At 32.2% G+C, this 17704-nt stretch carries 17 protein-coding genes; 10 read left to right on the top strand and 7 right to left on the bottom strand.

The genetic code is table 11. The features are described from left to right. Window position 1: 1 nt before the first annotated feature. Both N1F78_RS12925 and N1F78_RS12930 read right to left on the bottom strand, forming a co-directional pair. Window positions 2-523 (bottom strand): hypothetical protein, encoded by a 522-nt coding sequence (locus N1F78_RS12925; RefSeq protein WP_406683581.1) that lies wholly within the window; start codon window positions 521-523, stop codon window positions 2-4. 5 nt (window positions 524-528) lie between these two features. Beyond that, on the bottom strand, window positions 529-2100 hold the full coding sequence (locus N1F78_RS12930; RefSeq protein ID WP_406683582.1) for an FMN-binding glutamate synthase family protein: 1572 nt from the start codon (window positions 2098-2100) through the stop codon (window positions 529-531). A gap of 266 nt (window positions 2101-2366) precedes the next feature. Here N1F78_RS12930 and N1F78_RS12935 point away from each other — a divergent pair, with 266 nt between their 5' ends. Continuing rightward, on the top strand, window positions 2367-4733 hold the full coding sequence (locus tag N1F78_RS12935; RefSeq protein ID WP_406683583.1) for an ATP-dependent helicase: 2367 nt from the start codon (window positions 2367-2369) through the stop codon (window positions 4731-4733). Window positions 4734-4833: 100 nt separating this feature from the next. Next, window positions 4834-5556, top strand: coding sequence for a hypothetical protein (locus tag N1F78_RS12940; RefSeq protein ID WP_406683584.1), 723 nt, complete (start codon window positions 4834-4836; stop codon window positions 5554-5556). An 8-nt stretch (window positions 5557-5564) separates the two neighbouring features. Here N1F78_RS12940 and N1F78_RS12945 read toward each other — a convergent pair whose 3' ends face one another. Beyond that, window positions 5565-6431 (bottom strand): alpha/beta hydrolase fold domain-containing protein, encoded by an 867-nt coding sequence (locus tag N1F78_RS12945; RefSeq protein ID WP_406683585.1) that lies wholly within the window; start codon window positions 6429-6431, stop codon window positions 5565-5567. A gap of 44 nt (window positions 6432-6475) precedes the next feature. Between N1F78_RS12945 and N1F78_RS12950 the strand changes: the two genes are divergently transcribed. Further along, window positions 6476-7096: an L-threonylcarbamoyladenylate synthase gene (locus N1F78_RS12950; protein ID WP_406683586.1), complete on the top strand. Its 621-nt coding sequence runs from the start codon at window positions 6476-6478 to the stop codon at window positions 7094-7096. A gap of 52 nt (window positions 7097-7148) precedes the next feature. Here the strand turns inward: N1F78_RS12950 and N1F78_RS12955 are convergent, their stop codons facing one another. The 3 genes from N1F78_RS12955 to N1F78_RS12965 form a co-directional block, all read right to left on the bottom strand. Beyond that, on the bottom strand, window positions 7149-7985 hold the full coding sequence (locus N1F78_RS12955) for a flagellar motor protein MotB (protein WP_406683587.1): 837 nt from the start codon (window positions 7983-7985) through the stop codon (window positions 7149-7151). A gap of 107 nt (window positions 7986-8092) precedes the next feature. Beyond that, window positions 8093-9082 carry a glycosyltransferase family 2 protein gene (locus N1F78_RS12960; protein WP_406683588.1) on the bottom strand — a complete coding sequence of 330 codons (990 nt, stop codon included), beginning with the start codon at window positions 9080-9082 and terminating at the stop codon, window positions 8093-8095. Beyond that, the gene (locus N1F78_RS12965; RefSeq protein ID WP_406683589.1) at window positions 9079-9525 is read right to left on the bottom strand and encodes a type I restriction enzyme HsdR N-terminal domain-containing protein; all 447 of its coding nucleotides are present in this window, start codon (window positions 9523-9525) and stop codon (window positions 9079-9081) included. The genes N1F78_RS12960 and N1F78_RS12965 overlap by 4 nt, the downstream gene beginning before the upstream one ends. A 26-nt stretch (window positions 9526-9551) precedes the next feature. On the opposite strand from N1F78_RS12965, the gene holA reads away from it, so the two are divergent. After that, on the top strand, window positions 9552-10556 hold the full coding sequence (holA, locus tag N1F78_RS12970; protein ID WP_406683590.1) for a DNA polymerase III subunit delta: 1005 nt from the start codon (window positions 9552-9554) through the stop codon (window positions 10554-10556). A gap of 2 nt (window positions 10557-10558) precedes the next feature. Here the strand turns inward: holA and N1F78_RS12975 are convergent, their stop codons facing one another. Then, on the bottom strand, window positions 10559-12052 hold the full coding sequence (locus N1F78_RS12975; protein ID WP_406683591.1) for a YfcC family protein: 1494 nt from the start codon (window positions 12050-12052) through the stop codon (window positions 10559-10561). Between the two features lie 64 nt (window positions 12053-12116). Here N1F78_RS12975 and N1F78_RS12980 point away from each other — a divergent pair, with 64 nt between their 5' ends. From N1F78_RS12980 to N1F78_RS13005, 6 genes are all read left to right on the top strand, one after another. Continuing rightward, window positions 12117-12782 carry a uracil-DNA glycosylase gene (locus tag N1F78_RS12980; RefSeq protein WP_406683592.1) on the top strand — a complete coding sequence of 222 codons (666 nt, stop codon included), beginning with the start codon at window positions 12117-12119 and terminating at the stop codon, window positions 12780-12782. Window positions 12783-13221: 439 nt separating this feature from the next. Further along, window positions 13222-14061 (top strand): 1,4-dihydroxy-2-naphthoyl-CoA synthase, encoded by an 840-nt coding sequence (locus N1F78_RS12985; protein WP_406683593.1) that lies wholly within the window; start codon window positions 13222-13224, stop codon window positions 14059-14061. Between the two features lies 1 nt (window position 14062). Then, entirely contained in the window at window positions 14063-14965 is a 903-nt protein-coding gene (gene menA / locus N1F78_RS12990; protein ID WP_406683594.1) for a 1,4-dihydroxy-2-naphthoate octaprenyltransferase, read from the top strand. Window positions 14966-15025: 60 nt separating this feature from the next. Beyond that, window positions 15026-15703 carry a metal-dependent hydrolase gene (locus N1F78_RS12995; protein WP_406683595.1) on the top strand — a complete coding sequence of 226 codons (678 nt, stop codon included), beginning with the start codon at window positions 15026-15028 and terminating at the stop codon, window positions 15701-15703. Continuing rightward, entirely contained in the window at window positions 15704-16741 is a 1038-nt protein-coding gene (locus N1F78_RS13000; RefSeq protein ID WP_406683596.1) for an o-succinylbenzoate synthase, read from the top strand. It begins immediately after the preceding gene. Then, window positions 16742-17698 carry a lysostaphin resistance A-like protein gene (locus tag N1F78_RS13005; RefSeq protein ID WP_406683597.1) on the top strand — a complete coding sequence of 319 codons (957 nt, stop codon included), beginning with the start codon at window positions 16742-16744 and terminating at the stop codon, window positions 17696-17698. It begins immediately after the preceding gene. Window positions 17699-17704 lie beyond the last annotated feature (6 nt).

Raw genomic sequence — 17704 nt, forward strand, 5'->3', positions numbered from 1 at the left:
CCTACCATAAATCTGAAAGTTCTTCCTTAATAAATGATAAAGCCGCATCACTAGGAGGTGTGCGTTCCATCATTTCAGTTAATATCACCTCTCGTAATTTATTAGCAGAATCTGTTTTTTCCGAAAGACCAGCTCTTCTAATTAGTTGAATGGTAGCATTTTTTGCTGCAATGATTATGCTCCAACAACGATCACTAACATAAATTTGTTGAGATAAATTGTGCTCAAATTCTTGTTCTATATTTTGTAATAGCAATGCTTCGTATTCGTTTCTATTATCGGATAAAGGATTAACTCTAACTAATAGTTTTGATGGTGAAATTCGTTCTAAAAAAAGAGCCATTCTTTCATAGGCTTGTAAGCGCGTAGGTAAAGCATTTACTTGCAATTCTTTTTTTAATAAAAAACGTCTCCTACCAGCTTCATTCTTAGTATGTTCTCTAAAAAAATAATATGCAATTACTCCTGTAATTACAGCAGGAACAGTGTATAAAAATAAGTCTATGATTCTAGAAACATCCATATTAATTATTTAGTTTGGGTTTTAAAATGGCCTCCCAAATATACGCAATCTTTTAAATTTTGCATACCTGAAAATGATACAGAATCTTTCTCATACATATAGGTTCTGTTTAATTCTTTTGAAAGATTATGGTCGTCAACATTCATTTCAATATCACTCATTTTAAATTGACAAGGGTGTTCATAACCCGCTGCATGAGTGATTTCAATGAGTTCTTTTTTAAATGTTTTAAAGTATTGGGCTAGCCTTACAGATTTTAATGTGGGGTCTATACCGTTCTGTAACCATTTATTTTGAGTAGCAATACCACTAGGGCAACGATTGGTGTGACAGATTTGAGCTTGAATGCAACCAATACTCATCATGGCTTCTCTGGCAACATTTATGCAATCTGCCCCCATTGCAAAAGCCATAGCTGCTTTTGCAGGAAAACCAAGCTTACCACTACCTATGAATACAATACGTTCAGTTAAGCCTTTATGTTTAAAAAGTTTGTACAAGTCGCTAAATCCATAAACCCAAGGAAGTGACACGTGATCTGCAAAACTTGGAGGTGCGGCACCTGTGCCGCCTTCACCACCGTCAACACTAATAAAATCAGGACCCTTCCCTGTTTTTAGCATGATGTCTGCTAATTCATTCCATTGTTCAAGCTTACCAATAGCTGCTTTAATACCAACTGGCAATCCCGTTGCCTTGGCAATAGCTTCAATAAAATCCATCATCTCTTTGACGTTGGAAAACGCAGAATGATTTGGAGGAGATAATACATCTTTGCCAACTTCTACACCCCTAATTCCCGCAATTTCTTTGGTGATTTTTTTACCAGGTAATACGCCTCCTTTACCGGGTTTCGCACCTTGAGATAGTTTTATCTCTATGGCTTTTATAAACGGATTATCTTCTACAAGTTTTATCATTTTTTCCATAGAAAAATTACCGTTTTCATCTCTTACACCAAAATATCCTGTTCCGAAATGAAAAACTACATCACCACCATTACTATGGTAGGGAGATAAACCACCTTCTCCTGTATTATGGTATGCATTAGCAATATCAACGCCTTTGTTTAAGGATTCTACAGCTTTAGCTGAAAGTGACCCAAAACTCATAGCAGAAACATTTATAACAGATGCTGGACGGTATGGTTTTTTACGTTTGTTATATAACCCCATAACTTTAGCGCAAGGTAGAAAGGTTTTATCTACAATATTAGGGTGATTCTTTTCAAGTTTAAATGGCATCATTGCATTATTTATAAAAATATGCTGATGCTCATAAATATCTCTATCGGTTCCAAAGCCTTCATAGTTGTTCTCTTTTTTTGCTGAAGCATAAATCCAACCACGTTCAATTCTATTAAAAGGCAATTCTTCTCTGTTGTTAGCTACAAAATATTGGCGCATTTCTGGGCCAATACTTTCTAACCAATAGCGCAAATGCCCAACAATGGGGTAGTTATGGCTTATGGTATGTTTTTTTTGTAAAAACACATCTCTGATTGCAATAAGAACTAAAACAATAAGTATCCAGCCCCACCAAGGTATATTAGAAAGTATATCTAGAATTGAATCCATATAATTTTTAATTATTTGAAGTTAAATATATTCAAATTTTAAAGAATTGAACATACTAAAAAGGTACAAAACTTTGTGTTGACAGTTTCTTAAAGGGTTGGTGGGTTAGGGATTGGAACAAGTTACCGCGTAACGTGGAAAGCCCGACCACCCCCAAAGCGTGGGAACCCCTGAATTATTACATTGAATTGTTTATAATTATTAATAAAACCCTTTAGCTAAAAGCGAAACTATAGTTATTTTCACAAGATAAAAATGATGATGATTTGGAAAAGTATTTGAGCCAGCTAAATGATGCACAATTAGAGCCTACTATACAAATAGATGGTCCGATGATAGTGATAGCAGGCGCGGGTTCTGGAAAAACGCGTGTGCTTACATATAGAATTGCTTACATGATGAGTAAAGGCATTGATGCCTTTAATATTTTAGCCTTAACGTTCACCAATAAAGCCGCCCGCGAAATGAAAGAGCGTATTGCTACTATTGTGGGTGATAGTGAAGCAAAGAATTTGTGGATGGGAACGTTTCACTCTGTATTTGCCAGAATCTTGCGTTCTGAAGCAGAAAAATTGGGCTACCCTAGTAACTTTACTATTTATGATACACAAGATTCTGATAGGTTAATAGCTTCTATAATTAAAGAAATGAGTCTTGATAAAGATATTTACAAGTATAAGCAGATTCGTTCTAGAATTTCATCTTATAAAAATAGCTTAATTACTGTTAGAGCTTATTTTCAAAACCCAGAATTAATTGAAGCCGATACCATGGCGCGTCGTCCAAGAATGGGAGATATTTATAAAGAATATGTAAATAGATGCTTTAAAGCTGGTGCTATGGATTTTGATGATTTACTGTTGAAAACCAATGAGTTATTAACACGTTTTCCTGAAGTGCTAGCAAAGTATCAAAACCGATTTAAATATATTTTGGTTGATGAGTATCAAGATACTAATCATTCACAGTATTTGATTGTTAGGGCATTATCTGATAAATTTCAAAACATATGTGTTGTTGGTGATGATGCACAAAGTATTTATGCGTTCAGGGGTGCCAACATTAATAACATCCTTAATTTCCAGAAGGATTATGATGATGTGAAGGTATTTAGGCTAGAACAAAACTATCGTTCAACTAAAAACATAGTAAATGCCGCAAATTCTGTTATTGATAAAAACCAAACTAAACTTGATAAAATAGTTTGGACAGCAAATGATGAAGGGGGTAAAATTATAGTGCATAGATCTTTAACCGATGGTGATGAAGGGCGATATGTTGCTAGTACTATTTTTGAAACCAAAATGAATGAGCAATTACTAAATAGTGATTTTGCTATTTTGTATCGTACTAATGCACAATCTCGTTCTATTGAAGATGCTTTACGTAAAAGAGATATTCCTTATAGGATATATGGGGGGTTGTCGTTTTATCAACGTAAAGAAATTAAGGATGTGTTATCATATTTGAGGTTAGTAATTAACCCTAAAGATGAAGAGGCCTTAAAACGTGTGATTAATTTTCCGCCACGGGGTATTGGCCAAACAACAGTTGATAGGTTGATAGTAGCTGCGAATGGATATAATAGGTCCATTTTTGAGGTGATGAAAAATATTGATAAGACTGAGGTTAAAATCAATTCTGGTACCAGAACGAAACTTCAAAATTTTGTCACTTTAATTGAAAGCTATCAGGTTATGAATCAAACTGCCGATGTTTTTGAGTTGGCAGAACACGTAACTAGAAGTAGCGGATTGATAAGAGAGTTCAATAAAGATGGTACGCCAGAAGGTGTTACAAGAATGGAAAATATTGAAGAGCTCTTAAATGGTATGAAAGATTTTGTTGAAGGGCAAAAAGAGTTAGCCGATGCCACAGGATCTTTAGCTGAATTTCTTGAAGATGTAGCTCTGGCAACAGATTTAGATAATGATAAAGGTGATGCCGATAGAGTTGCTTTAATGACTATTCATCTAGCAAAGGGGCTTGAGTTTCCGTATGTATATATAGTTGGTTTAGAAGAAGATTTATTTCCTAGTGCAATGAGTATGAATACGCGTTCTGAGCTTGAAGAAGAACGTCGTTTGTTTTATGTTGCTTTAACTAGAGCTGAAAAACAAGCATATTTAACTTATGCACTTTCAAGGTACCGTTGGGGAAAGTTAATAGATTCCGAACCTAGTAGGTTTATAGAAGAAATTGACGATCAATATCTTGATATTCAAACACCAATTGAAGAGCAAAGAATTAACCCAATGTTGAGTGCCGATATTTTTGGTGATGTTGATTCTAGTGGAAATAAAACAGAATATAATAAGGTTAGGTTTAAACCGGCTAAACAGCCATCATTCAAAAAGGGATCAGCAAAAAAAGAAGTGGCTAAGTTTCAGGTAACAACACCTAAAAACTTAAAACCAGTTTCAAAATCTAACATTTCTAATAATCAAGAAAACACTAATTTATTTGATAGTAAATTGGCTGTTGGCAATATGGTGAAGCATTTACGCTTTGGTACTGGTGAAGTCTTAAAAATAGAAGGAGTTGGCGGTGATATGAAGGCAGAAATTAAATTTGATATAGGGGGTGTTAAAAAATTATTACTTCGTTTTGCTAAGTTAGAGGTTGTTGGTTAGGGACTTATAGAAGACATCTTTATTTTTCATAAAATATTGTTAATGCCGAAAGTTTTATTTGATTTAGGCATCAAAACTTATAAATCAAAAAAAATATTTTATGAGATCTTTCTTATTATTAGCTGGTATTTTAAGTTTTAGTTTTTTGCAAGGACAACCCGGTGGAGGTATGCAGGGTGGGGGAATGAGAGGTAGTGGTCAAGGCGGTCAAATGGGACAGCAAAGACCTGAGATGAGAGTATTTAATGCTTATGAAATAGCAGGAATCTTTAGTTATAATGATATAGAAGCCATTGATAAATTAAAACTTAATAAAAAGAAACAGAAAGCACTTATGGTAAGTGTTAGAAGAGTCTTATTAAATTATAATTCTAAGATTGAAGAAATTAAATTAATAAATAAGGATAACTTTGATACGTTAAATATTTATGTAAATGCAATGATGAAGGCTAGAATGTCTAGCAGAAGACAGGGTAGAGGAAATCAAGAAATGGGAGGTTTTGGAGAGGATGATATTATGGAAGACGACAGTAGAGAAAGAAGAAGAGGAGAGGGGGCAGATGGAAGAGATGGTATGCGTCATCAAATAAGAGAAAAAATAGAACCGGTTAAAAGAGCTGTTGAAGAAGAAGAAATAAAACTAAATAAGAAGTTAGAAGAGGTACTTGATGAAAAAAAATATAAAAAATGGTTAAAGTATCAAAAGAAGATTAAGGAAGAGTTAAACCCTAAACCAGAGTCCAATAACCAACAAAGAGGTCAAATGTCTGGTGGTATGCGTGGAGGTCAAGGAGGTCGCGGTGGCGGTATAGGAATGCGTTAATTTACAGCCTATAAATATGCTTGCATAAAGAGTTTGAGTTTTGTCCAGGTATCAAGCAATTCAATACCATCCCAACCATGACCAGCTTCTGGGTATAAAGTGAATTCATGAGTAACATTAAGTTCTAGAAGTCTATCACGTAAATCTATTCCCTGTGAAGTTGGTATTAATGGGTCTTCTCCGCCATAAAACAATATAGAAGCTGGCGCTTCAGAGGTTACTTGGTGTAAAGGACTTGATGTTTCTAAATATTCAGTTGAAGGGTTCTCTCCAAATAGGCTTAGTAAAATTTGTAATTCAGGGTCAGTATTGTTTAAATAGGCGGGGTCAGTAAGGTTTGTTGGTCCAACAATACTACATACCATATTAATATTTTTGTTTGTATCAAGAGCATAACTCCATAACAGTGATAAATGTCCTCCGGCGCTAGTACCAATAAAACCAAAATCCTCGGAAATAGTATATGAACTTTTATTTGATTTCAGCATATTAATAACAGATGTAATGTCATCAGTTTGCATGGGTAAAGGTTTGTTTTCCATATCCGCCAATCTATAGTTCATATTTACAATTGCCAGATTAGGAAAATCTAAGCGAATGAGGTCTTTTATCGTGTTCATGTCGCTTTTGTCTCCGGATATCCATCCACCACCATGAACAAGTATTACGGTTTTGGTATTAGCTGTTCTATTTGCAGGTAAATACAGGTCAAATTTTTGATCATCAAATTCACCGTAAGAAATATTGATTTCTTCATAATATTCAGTAGGGTCAAAAGTATCAGGTTCTTCAACTGAAATTGATTCTGTTGAACAATTTGTAAGGAAAATTAATACGAAAAAACAGAAGAAATTATTTTTAAAACTTTTCATCATGAAAATTATAGTTACTTTGTAAACGATATTGCAATGTAATTATTATGGCAGAATTTATAAGAATATATGAAGAAAATCCTAATCAAAAAGAAGTTGATAGAGTGGTTTCTATTCTAAAAAAAGGAGGTCTAATAATTTATCCAACAGATACAGTTTACGGTTTGGGCTGTGATATTACAAATTTAAAGGCTTTAGAGAAGGTAGCCAAAATTAAGGGTGTTAAATTAGAAAAAGCTAATTTTTCATTTGTTTGTCATGACTTAAGTAATTTAAGCGATTATGTAAAGCAAATAGACACTTCAGTTTTTAAGATTTTAAAACGAGCACTACCAGGACCTTATACTTTTGTGCTTCCCGGGTCTAAATCTTTGCCAAATCCTTTTAAAAAGAAAAAAACAGTTGGTATAAGAGTTCCTAATAATAATATAGCCTTAGAAATTGTGAGGGAATTAGGAAACCCAATTATTTCAACTTCTATTTATGATGAAGATGAAGTTATTGAATACACAACAGACCCTGAACTTATTCTTGAAAAATGGAGTCATTTAGTTGATGCTGTTATTGATGGTGGCTATGGTGGTAATGAACCATCAACAGTTATTGATCTTTCTGGTGAAGAACTTCTTATTGTTAGAGAAGGTAAAGGCAGTATAGAAATGTTTTAATAAAAAAGCTCAACTTTTATGTTGAGCTTTTTATTATATAACCAAGTTGTTATTAATTACCTGTAGAAAGGTTTTTCATTTCTTTTTCAATCATGTCATAAAACTGATCGATTTTTGGTAATACAACAACACGTGTGCGTCTGTTTTTAGCTCTGTTTTCAGCAGTATCATTATCTACTAAAGGCACAAATTCTGCACGTCCAGCAGCAATAAGTTGTTTAGGGTTAACGCCTAATTCTTGTAAAACTCTAATGATAGAAGTAGAGCGCTTAACACTTAAATCCCAGTTGTCTAATAAAGGTTCTTTACTATAGCTAACGTTATCTGTATGTCCTTCAATCATTGCTTCAAACTCAGGCTTGCTATTAATTACTTTAGCTACTTTAGCAAGCACGTCTTTAGCTTTAGATGTTACATTGTAACTACCACTTTTAAATAATAGTTTATCAGCAATAGAAATAAATACAACGCCTTTTTCAACATTAACTTCAATGTCTGGGTCGTTAATTCCTACTTCACGTTTTAAGCTTGTTACTAATGCTAAGGTAACACTGTCTTTTTTTGTAAGGGCATCTTGTAAACGATTAATTTTAAGCTCTTTTTCTTGAATGCTTTCAAGTGTTTTTTCTATACTACTTGCACTTTTAGCTGATAATACTTGTAGGTTATCATTGTACTTTTTTAAATCTTCAACCTGACCTTCTAAAAGTGTTGCTTTTGCAGTTGCTGTTGCCCGTTCTTCTAAACAAGAATTCAATTTAACAGTTGCAGAATTTAATAAATCTTGGGTTTCTTTTTGTTTTTCTTCTAATGCTGTGAATTCTTTTTTAGAAACACATGAGCTTAAGACTAATAATGAAGATAAGCTAAGTAATAAGAGTTTTTTCATGATAAAATATTAGAAAATGATATGGATTAATTTTAATGGTCAACAGCACAAAAGTATGTAAAAAACCACTTAAAATGCTAATGTTAACAAAACTTTTGCTAACTCTATTATAAACTGTTATAATTGGTTTTATTATTTACGAAATAATCAACTACAATAGATGTTTTCTTATAATATTTTATCTTGGTTTTAGCTAGTTTTCTCTTTTTTAGCAATTGCCCTAAGTTTTTATAAAAACTAAAGTGCGCATGGAGTATTGAAAATGTATGTTTTGGTTTTAGTTCTAACAAAAATTTGATTCCTGCAAAACCATCTAAAATTAGTCTTATAAAAATAATTGGTAATAAAGAACCTTTAGCATTTTTGGTAAGTGTAAAAAGGCTATTTCTAAAGTTTAAGTATGTTTTTTTTGGGTGGGTGTTTTTTAGTGTAGCTCCACCAATATGATATACTTGTGAATTGCCAACATAATTAACAGAATATCCAGAGTTTTTAACTCTCCAACAAAGATCTATTTCTTCCATATGCGCAAAAAATGATTCGTCAAACCCATTAAGTTCATTAAAAACTTGGCTTCTAATAAAAAAGCAAGCACCAGAAGCCCAAAAAATATTGGCAATATCATTGTACTGCCCTGTGTCTTTTTCTATAGTATTAAAGAGTCTTCCTCTACAATATGGGTACCCGTATTTATCAATAAAACCACCACCTGCACCAGCATATTCAAAGTAGTCTTTTTTGTTATAGTCTAATAATTTTGGTTGAACAACAGCTGTTTTTGGGTTTTCTTTAAACACAGTTATTATAGGGGCTAACCAGTTTTCTGTAACTTCAACATCACTATTTAGCAGACAAAATACGTCTTCGTCTAAATTTTTCAAAGCATCATTATAGCCTTTTGCGTAACCTCCATTTTCTTGATTCTGAATAATTTGTATTGAGGGGTAGTTTGATTTAATAAATTTTATTGAGTCATCTGTAGAAGCATTATCTGCTATATAAATATTAGCATGCTTGGAAAATTCTAATACGGATGGTAAAAACTGTTTTAGCAATTTTTGGCCATTCCAATTTAATATAACAACAGCTATTTTCATTTCAAATAATCAGGAATATCTTTTAAAAAATTATAACGCTCATTTTCAAAATCTATTTGGCAATAATAATGATTTAATCCGTTAGTTACCATTAAATAACTAGCGTTTAACACTAAGTTATATCTAGCAATTTGATCAAATGTATCTTGCTTAATTTCAATGCTAGGAGCTTTACATTCTACTATTAAATGAATACTGCCGTCAGGATTAAAAACTACAATGTCATAGCGCTTTTTTAGATTGTTAACCGTTAATTCTTTTTCAATGCTAATTAAAGATATAGGGTGTTTTTTCTCATTAATTAAATACTGAATACAATGTTGACGTACCCATTCTTCGGGTTGTAAAATCACAAACTTTTTGCGAATACAATCAAAAATAGAAATTTTATTTTCGTTACTTTTGAATCGAAACGAATATGTAGGGAAATTAAGTTTTTGCACTACGCAAATTTGGTGATTTTTTTTCAATGGACGAAGTCAAGCAGTTAGTAACCGATATAAAAAATAAGAATTTAAAACCCATCTACTTCTTAATGGGGGAGGAGCCTTATTATATAGATAAAATTTCTGATTTTATTGAAAACTATGTATTGGCAGAAGAGGAACGTGGTTTTAACCAAATGATTCTATATGGTAGAGATGTATCGGTTGAAGATGTTGTTGGAAACGCCAAACGATTTCCAATGATGGCTGAGTATCAGGTAGTAATTGTAAAAGAGGCTCAAGATTTATCTAGAACTATAGAAAAGTTAGCTACTTATGCAGAAAACCCGCAGCCTACAACAGTTTTAGTAATTAATTATAAATATAAGAAAATAGACAAGCGTAAAGCTTTATATAAGTCTATAAAGAAGTCTGGTGTTGTTTTTGAAAGTAAAAAGCTTTATGAAAATCAAGTGTCAGATTGGATTAGAAGAGTTTTGTCGCCAAAGGGATATACTATTACGCCCAAAGCTGCACAAATGTTGGTGGAATTTTTAGGCACAGATTTAAGTAAAATAAATAATGAACTGGAGAAACTTCAAATTATTTTACCAAAAGAAAGTCAAATATCACCAGAACATATAGAAGAAAATATAGGTATAAGTAAAGACTTTAATAATTTTGAATTACGTAAAGCTATAGGGGAGCGTAATGTAGTTAAGGCCTATAAAATTGTGAATTACTTTGCTGAAAATCCTAAAGATAACCCCATGGTAGTAACAGTTTCGTTATTATTTAGTTTCTTTTCGCAATTACTTCATTTTCATGGATTAACTGACAAATCACCAAGAAATGTTGCCTCAGCCTTAAGGATAAATCCGTATTTTGTTAATGAATATATTACAGCAGCAAGAAACTACCCTATGAAAAATGTGAGTGCTATAATTGCCACATTAAGAACTTTTGATGTAAAAAGTAAAGGCGTTGGAGCTAATGCTGTTCCTCAGGGAGATTTACTAAAAGAGTTGCTTGCTAACATAATAAGCTAGCACTAGAGGTATACTGAAATTGTTAATACGACCATGGTAACTAATGTTAAAATAATAACTAGGGGCATTACAAATCTTAACCATTTATCATAGCCTACTTTTACTATAGCTAGAGAGGCTAAAATTAGCCCCGTAGGATTAATAAAATAGAATAAACCCATTCCATATTGATAAGCATTTACAATTAATTCTCTGCCAATTCCTATGCCATCTGCCAGAGGAGACATAATTGGCATGGTTAATACTGCCATACCAGAGGAAGAAGGAATGAAAAAAGATAGTCCACCATAAATAAATAACATAGCGTTTATAAAAACACCTTTATTCATGTCAATTGTAGCGTTACTTGCATAATATAACATAGTGTCGCTTATTTGTCCGTCATCCATTAAAACAGAAACACCTCTTGCTATTCCAATTATTAAAGCTACACCTAATAAATCACCAGCTCCCTTTACAAATATTTCTACAAATTTAAACTCATTTATCCTACCAATTATTCCAATAAGAATAGCTCCAACAAAAAATACAGCTATCATCTCTTCAAACCACCAACCTTCTAGAGATACCCCATAAACCATTACGATAAAACAAAGAGCAAACACTAATAGGATAATTTTTAATTGAATTGTCATTTTTCCAACTGTATTTATGTTGTTTTTAAATAGTGATTCAATTTCATCCTTTTGGCTATAAATAACGGATTTTGTTGGGTCTTTTTTAACACGAATAGCATATCTAAGTATATAAATAATACAAATAATAAGTCCTAACCCCCACATTACAAGTCTTCCTGTAATTCCGGTGGTCCAATTAATACCAGATGCATCAGACGCAATTATGGCACTAAACGGATTCACAGTAGAGCACATAGTCCCAATTGCTGAACCTAAATAAATACAAGCCAGAGCAACCATGGCATCGTATTTAGCCGCTAAAAAAATGGGTATTAAAATGGGGTAGAATGCAATAGTTTCTTCGGCAAGACCAAAGGTTGTTCCTCCAATAGCTATAATGGTTGTAACAAGGATTATCAAAATGTATTCTTTTCCTTTTAACGAAAGAGCTAACCATGAAATACCAGCATCAAAAGCACCTGTATAGTTCATAATTCCAATTAAACCACCAATAAATAATACTAGAAAAATAATATCGGAAGCTTCAATAATTCCTTTTATAGGAGATTTAATAAAATTTATTACACCTTGAGGTGAAGCTTCAACCTTTTTATAAGTATTAGGAATGCTTATAGGTTTCCAAATATCACCATTAGTAAATTTTTCTAAAGGAATTTTTATTTCAAGGCTGTTTAATGTTTCTTGGTTAGCTAATAAGATTTCTGAATCTTCTAAACTGGTTCTTACAAAATGATTATTAGCTTTGTTATAGGTTAATGAGTCAAATTTTCCTGACGGAAAAACCCAAGTGAGTATGGCGGTTAAGGCAGCAATAATTAAGAGAATAGTTTGTGCTGTAGGAAATTTTATTTTTTTCAATCTATTTTATTTTTATTTCCCACTAATATAATATTAATTTGGATGGAGTATTGAAAAAGAGATTATGAACGTAGAAATTCATCAAAGTTGGAAACCTTATTTGGAAACAGAGTTTAATAAACTTTATTTTAAAGAATTGGTTGAATTTATTAAGGCCGAATATTCAAATCATACATGTTTTCCATCAGGAAAGAAAATATTTAACGCATTTAATCATTGTCATTTTAATGATGTTAAGGTTGTGATTATTGGCCAAGACCCTTATCATGGACCTGGACAAGCTAACGGATTATGTTTTTCAGTTGAAGAGGGTATAAATCACCCACCATCTCTTATAAATATTTTTAAGGAGATTGAAAAAGATTTAGGTCTTAGTTATCCTAAAAGTGGAGATTTGCTTAGGTGGTCAAGTCAAGGTGTATTATTATTAAACGCTACACTAACTGTGAGAGCCAATAATGCAGGAAGTCATCAAAAAAAAGGTTGGGAAACCTTTACTGATGCTGTAATTAAAAAGGTGAGTAATGAACGAAAAGATGTGATTTTCTTGCTTTGGGGAGGGTTTGCCAAAAAAAAGGCTAAATTAATTGATAAGTCAAAACATCATATTTTGACTTCGGGCCATCCGTCACCATTAAGTGCTAATAGAGGCTATTGGTTTGGAAATAAACACTTTAGTAAAACTAATGAATTACTAGAGTCTTTGAATGCTACTCCAATAAAATGGTGATAATGGAATTAACTTCCTGTTGCTGCCAATTTTTCTATTTCTGTTGTAATTGAGTTATCTAGTTTAAGAACAATTGGTTTTCTTCTAGATTTTACAGGTCTATTTATCTTGTTTACGCTAAATCTTAGTAGTATAAGGTTAAAAATAAATAATATCGAAATTGTAAGGGTAATATTCAATAACATAGGCGATTTGGATTAAAATTTCGATAAAATACGCATTTAATCGATAAAAAGAAAATAATAAATATAAAATAATATTAATTAAGAACAAATTTAATAATTAAAATACTACAAAAAACATGAGTTTTTACTTTTATGGAATACCCAAGATAGGTTTGATATTTTGTTACATTGTTAATAATTTAACATTAAAATTATTGAGTTGATAGCCGGCTTTTTATCGAAATAAATTTATTTTTGACGAAACAGAAACATTTATGGATCAGGCTAACTGGGTTACAGTAAAAGAGTATGAAGATATTACCTATAAGAAATATAACGGTGTAGCCCGTATTGCATTTAATAGACCAAATGTTAGAAATGCTTTTAGACCAAAAACAACTAGCGAACTTTACGATGCGTTTTACGATGCTAATGAAGATGTAAATATAGGGGTTGTTTTATTGTCTGCAGAGGGACCTTCAACAAAAGATGGGGTTTTTTCATTTTGTAGTGGAGGGGATCAAAAGGCAAGAGGACACCAAGGTTATGTAGGCGAAGATGGTTACCACCGATTGAACATTTTGGAAGTTCAACGATTAATTCGTTTTATGCCAAAAGCAGTAATAGCCGTTGTACCGGGTTGGGCAGTAGGTGGCGGACATAGTTTGCATGTAGTTTGTGATTTAACTTTAGCCAGTAAGGAACATGCTATTTTTAAGCAAACAGATGCTGACGTGACAAGTTTTGACGGTGGTTATGGTTCAGCGTATTTGGCTAAAATGGTTGGGCAAAAAAAGGCAAGAGAAATATTTTTCTTAGGTAGAAATTATTCCGCACAAGAGGCCTATGAAATGGGTATGGTAAATGCCGTTATTCCACATGATGAGCTTGAAAACACTGCATATCAATGGGCACAAGAGATTTTAGCTAAATCTCCAACATCTATAAAAATGCTTAAGTTCGCTATGAACTTAACAGATGATGGAATGGTTGGTCAGCAAGTTTTTGCCGGAGAAGCCACAAGGTTGGCATATATGACGGAGGAGGCCAAAGAAGGTCGCAATGCATTTCTAGAAAAAAGAGCTCCTAATTTTGAAAAAAAATGGATTCCTTAATATGAAGAATATTTCAATATGGATTTCAGCAATGAGGTTTCGCACACTTCCATTATCAATTTCAGGTATTATCTTAGCTTCATGTCTTGCTGAGTATAATGGTTTGTTTAAGTGGGGAATATTTGTACTTGCTATTTTAACGACTTTAAGTTTACAAATTTTATCTAACCTAGCAAATGATTATGGTGATGGTGTTAAAGGAACTGATAATACTGATAGGGTTGGACCTGCTAGAGCCATACAAACTGGAAAGATTTCTCCAGATCAAATGTTTAATGCCATAAAAATTAATGTGTTAATTTCAATTGCTTTAGCGTTGGTATTAATATTCACAGCTTTTGGAAATAGATATTTTTTATTGACTCTTATTTTTATGTTATTGGGAGTTGCTAGTATAGTTGCGGCTATTAGATATACTGTCGGTGGTAAGGCATATGGATATAGAGGTCTAGGAGATTTCTTTGTGTTTGTTTTTTTTGGTTTAGTTAGTGTTTGCGGATGCTATGTTTTATATGCTAAAACAATTGATCATGTTACTATCTTACCAGCTTGCGTTATAGGTTTATTAAGTGTAGCAGTTCTGAACTTAAATAATATGCGTGATATAGATTCAGATAAGAAATCTGATAAAGTCACGTTGGCGGTGATGTTAGGAAAAAGAAAAGCTAAAAAATATCATTATATCCTTATAATATTAGCAATAACATTATCTGGCTTGTTTGGAATTTTATATTACACCTCACCTTATAATCTAATTTTCGTTGTAGTTTATATCCCATTAATCATACATTTAATAAAAGTAAGTAAAAATACCGACCCAAGACTTTTAAACCCTGAGCTAAAGAAGATCGCATTAACAACTTTTTTGTTAGCAACTCTAATAGGTATTGGACATTTGTTGTAGATAATTTTTGTAACTTTCTGTTACCGAAATAACACCTTAGTTTTTTTAAAATATTTACAAATGAAAATTACATTTTTAGGTCATGCAAGTTTGGCAATTCAAGTAAGCGGTGTTGATGTTCTTGTAGACCCTTTCATAACGGGAAACCCTAATGCTTCAGAAATAAAAATAGAAGATATTAAGGCAGATTATATCCTATTAACACATGCACATCAAGATCATATTTTAGATGTGGAAGTCATAGCCAAAAATACGGGAGCAAAAATTGTTTCCAATTACGAAATTGTAACGCATTATAACAAATTAGGAATTGAAGGACATCCTATGAATCATGGTGGTCAATGGAGTTTTGATTTTGGTAGGGTAAAATATGTAAATGCTATCCATACATCATCTTTTCCAGATGGAAGCTATGGTGGTCAACCTGGTGGTTTTGTTATAGAGGGAGAACATAAAAATATTTATATAGCTGGTGATACTGCACTTACTTATGATATGAAACTTATACCAATGCAAACAAAATTAGATTTGGCGGTACTTCCCGTTGGAGACAATTTTACTATGGGTATAGATGATGCTATTATTGCTAGTGACTTTATTGAATGCGACAAAATATTAGGCTATCATTACGATACTTTTGGTTATATAGAAATAAATCATGAAGTAGCTAAAAGAAAATTCTTTGAAAAAGGAAAAGACTTAATGCTCTTAAATATTGGTGAGTTTATTGAGTTGTAAATGATTATAGCATCTTATAAAAAATACGTTCTCAACTTTAGGCAAGCTAGTGGCACTTCTAGAGGAATTCTAAAAACAAAAGAAACCTGGTTTATCATTTTAGATTTAAATGGTAAAAAAGGTATTGGAGAATGTGGGTTATTTAGAGGGCTTTCGGCCGATGATAGATCAGATTATGAAGAAAAACTTAAATGGGTTTGTGAAAATGTAAACCTTGGAAGGGATGTTTTGCTAAGTAAGCTCATTGAATTCCCTAGTATTCAATTTGGTTTAGAAATAGCGTTTAAATCATTAGGTGCTCAAGATACTTTTAATCTGTTTCCATCAAAATTCACAAAAAGTGAAGATTGTATTCCAATAAACGGCTTAATTTGGATGGGTTCTGAGACTTTTATGAAGCAACAGATTGAAGAAAAAATTAATGCAGGATTCAATTGTATAAAAATGAAAATTGGTGCAATTGATTTTCAAATAGAATGTAACCTTTTAAAATCAATTAGAGACTCTTTTTCTGAAAAAGATATTGAACTGCGTGTTGATGCTAACGGTGCCTTTTCTCCAACAGAAGCTTTAGAGAAATTAAAAATACTTTCTGAATTCAATTTGCATTCAATAGAGCAACCCATAAAACAAGGTCAGATTGAAGAGATGACGAAGCTGTGCAAAGATACACCTTTACCAATAGCTTTAGATGAAGAGTTAATTGGTGTATTCTCTGTAACAAAAAAGCGTGAATTAATACAAACTATAAAACCACAATTCATTATATTGAAACCCAGTTTAATAGGTGGTTTTTCAGGTTCAGATGAATGGATTTCTATTGCAGACCAAAATGAAATAGGTTGGTGGATAACAAGTGCTTTAGAGAGTAATGTTGGGCTTAATGCTATTGCACAATACACCTATAATAAGCAAAGTAAATTACCTCAGGGATTAGGTACTGGTAGTTTATTTACAAATAATTTTGATTGCCCATTACAAGTAAAAAATGGTACCTTGCGGTACCATAAAAATATTAATTTCAAATTTGAAATATAAATGGACTATATTCAGCAGGCATTTAAAGGAAAAAGAGACAAATGGATGGTTTTTTTAACTACTTTTTTGGTTTCAGGACTTTTTATTTTTAATATAATATTTTTCCTTTTTTTTGGCGATGGAATAGATGTAGTTGAAGAACAAAGAAAGTTGCTTGAACTGATACCAAGTAAGAATTTTTGGCTTGCGGTAAATTTATCACCATTTGTAATTCTATTGGTTTTATTATTTCTTTTAGTTAAGTTTTTACATCAAAGAAGTCTTTTGTCTTTAACAACGTCAAGAAAAAAAATTGATTGGGGTAGAATTGTATTTTCTTTTTCATTAATAGTAATAATAACATTGATTAGTTTTGCTTTTAGCTATTATTCTAGTCCAGAATTAATAGAACTTCAATTCGATCCTTTAAAGTTTTCAATTCTGTTTATTATCAGTATTTTGTTGTTCCCTATCCAAATTGGTTTAGAGGAATATTTATTTAGAGGCTATTTAATGCAGTATTTAGGAGTGTTTTTAAAAAACAAGTGGATGCCGTTATTATTAACCTCGGTATTATTTGGGCTTATGCATGGGGCTAATCCTGAAGTTGCTGAAATGGGGTATATTACAATGGTTTTTTATATTGGAACAGGCTTATTACTTGGGATTATGACGTTAATGGATAATGGTCTAGAATTAGCATTGGGTTTTCATTTTGGAAATAATTTTCTAGCCGCAATTTTAATTACCACATCTTGGTCTGCATTACAAACAGATGCCATTTTTATTTATACGGAAGAAGAAGCAACAAATACAATTCTGGAAATTGTTTTACCAGTTTTAATTGTATATCCATTAATTCTTTTTATCCTATCTAAAAAGTATAGGTGGACCAATTGGTATGATAAATTATTTGGAGCGGTAACACCGCCACAAAAAGAAGATTATAAAATTTTAGATAATACAGAAATACAATAAAAATAT

It is taken from the genome of Seonamhaeicola sp. MEBiC01930 (genome assembly GCF_045277075.1).
Taxonomy (GTDB): Bacteria; Bacteroidota; Bacteroidia; order Flavobacteriales; family Flavobacteriaceae; genus Seonamhaeicola.

What these genes read in the sequence shown, in the direction of transcription:
- N1F78_RS12925 (WP_406683581.1), bottom strand. Translation starts at nt 523, where the DNA reads ATGGATGTTTCTAGAATCATAGACTTATTTTTATACACTGTTCCTGCT.
- N1F78_RS12930 (WP_406683582.1), bottom strand. Translation starts at nt 2,100, where the DNA reads ATGGATTCAATTCTAGATATACTTTCTAATATACCTTGGTGGGGCTGG.
- N1F78_RS12940 (WP_406683584.1), top strand. Translation starts at nt 4,834, where the DNA reads ATGAGATCTTTCTTATTATTAGCTGGTATTTTAAGTTTTAGTTTTTTG.
- N1F78_RS12945 (WP_406683585.1), bottom strand. Translation starts at nt 6,431, where the DNA reads ATGATGAAAAGTTTTAAAAATAATTTCTTCTGTTTTTTCGTATTAATT.
- N1F78_RS12950 (WP_406683586.1), top strand. Translation starts at nt 6,476, where the DNA reads ATGGCAGAATTTATAAGAATATATGAAGAAAATCCTAATCAAAAAGAA.
- N1F78_RS12955 (WP_406683587.1), bottom strand. Translation starts at nt 7,985, where the DNA reads ATGAAAAAACTCTTATTACTTAGCTTATCTTCATTATTAGTCTTAAGC.
- N1F78_RS12960 (WP_406683588.1), bottom strand. Translation starts at nt 9,082, where the DNA reads ATGAAAATAGCTGTTGTTATATTAAATTGGAATGGCCAAAAATTGCTA.
- holA (WP_406683590.1), top strand. Translation starts at nt 9,552, where the DNA reads ATGGACGAAGTCAAGCAGTTAGTAACCGATATAAAAAATAAGAATTTA.
- N1F78_RS12980 (WP_406683592.1), top strand. Translation starts at nt 12,117, where the DNA reads ATGAACGTAGAAATTCATCAAAGTTGGAAACCTTATTTGGAAACAGAG.
- N1F78_RS12985 (WP_406683593.1), top strand. Translation starts at nt 13,222, where the DNA reads ATGGATCAGGCTAACTGGGTTACAGTAAAAGAGTATGAAGATATTACC.
- menA (WP_406683594.1), top strand. Translation starts at nt 14,063, where the DNA reads ATGAAGAATATTTCAATATGGATTTCAGCAATGAGGTTTCGCACACTT.
- N1F78_RS12995 (WP_406683595.1), top strand. Translation starts at nt 15,026, where the DNA reads ATGAAAATTACATTTTTAGGTCATGCAAGTTTGGCAATTCAAGTAAGC.
- N1F78_RS13000 (WP_406683596.1), top strand. Translation starts at nt 15,704, where the DNA reads ATGATTATAGCATCTTATAAAAAATACGTTCTCAACTTTAGGCAAGCT.
- N1F78_RS13005 (WP_406683597.1), top strand. Translation starts at nt 16,742, where the DNA reads ATGGACTATATTCAGCAGGCATTTAAAGGAAAAAGAGACAAATGGATG.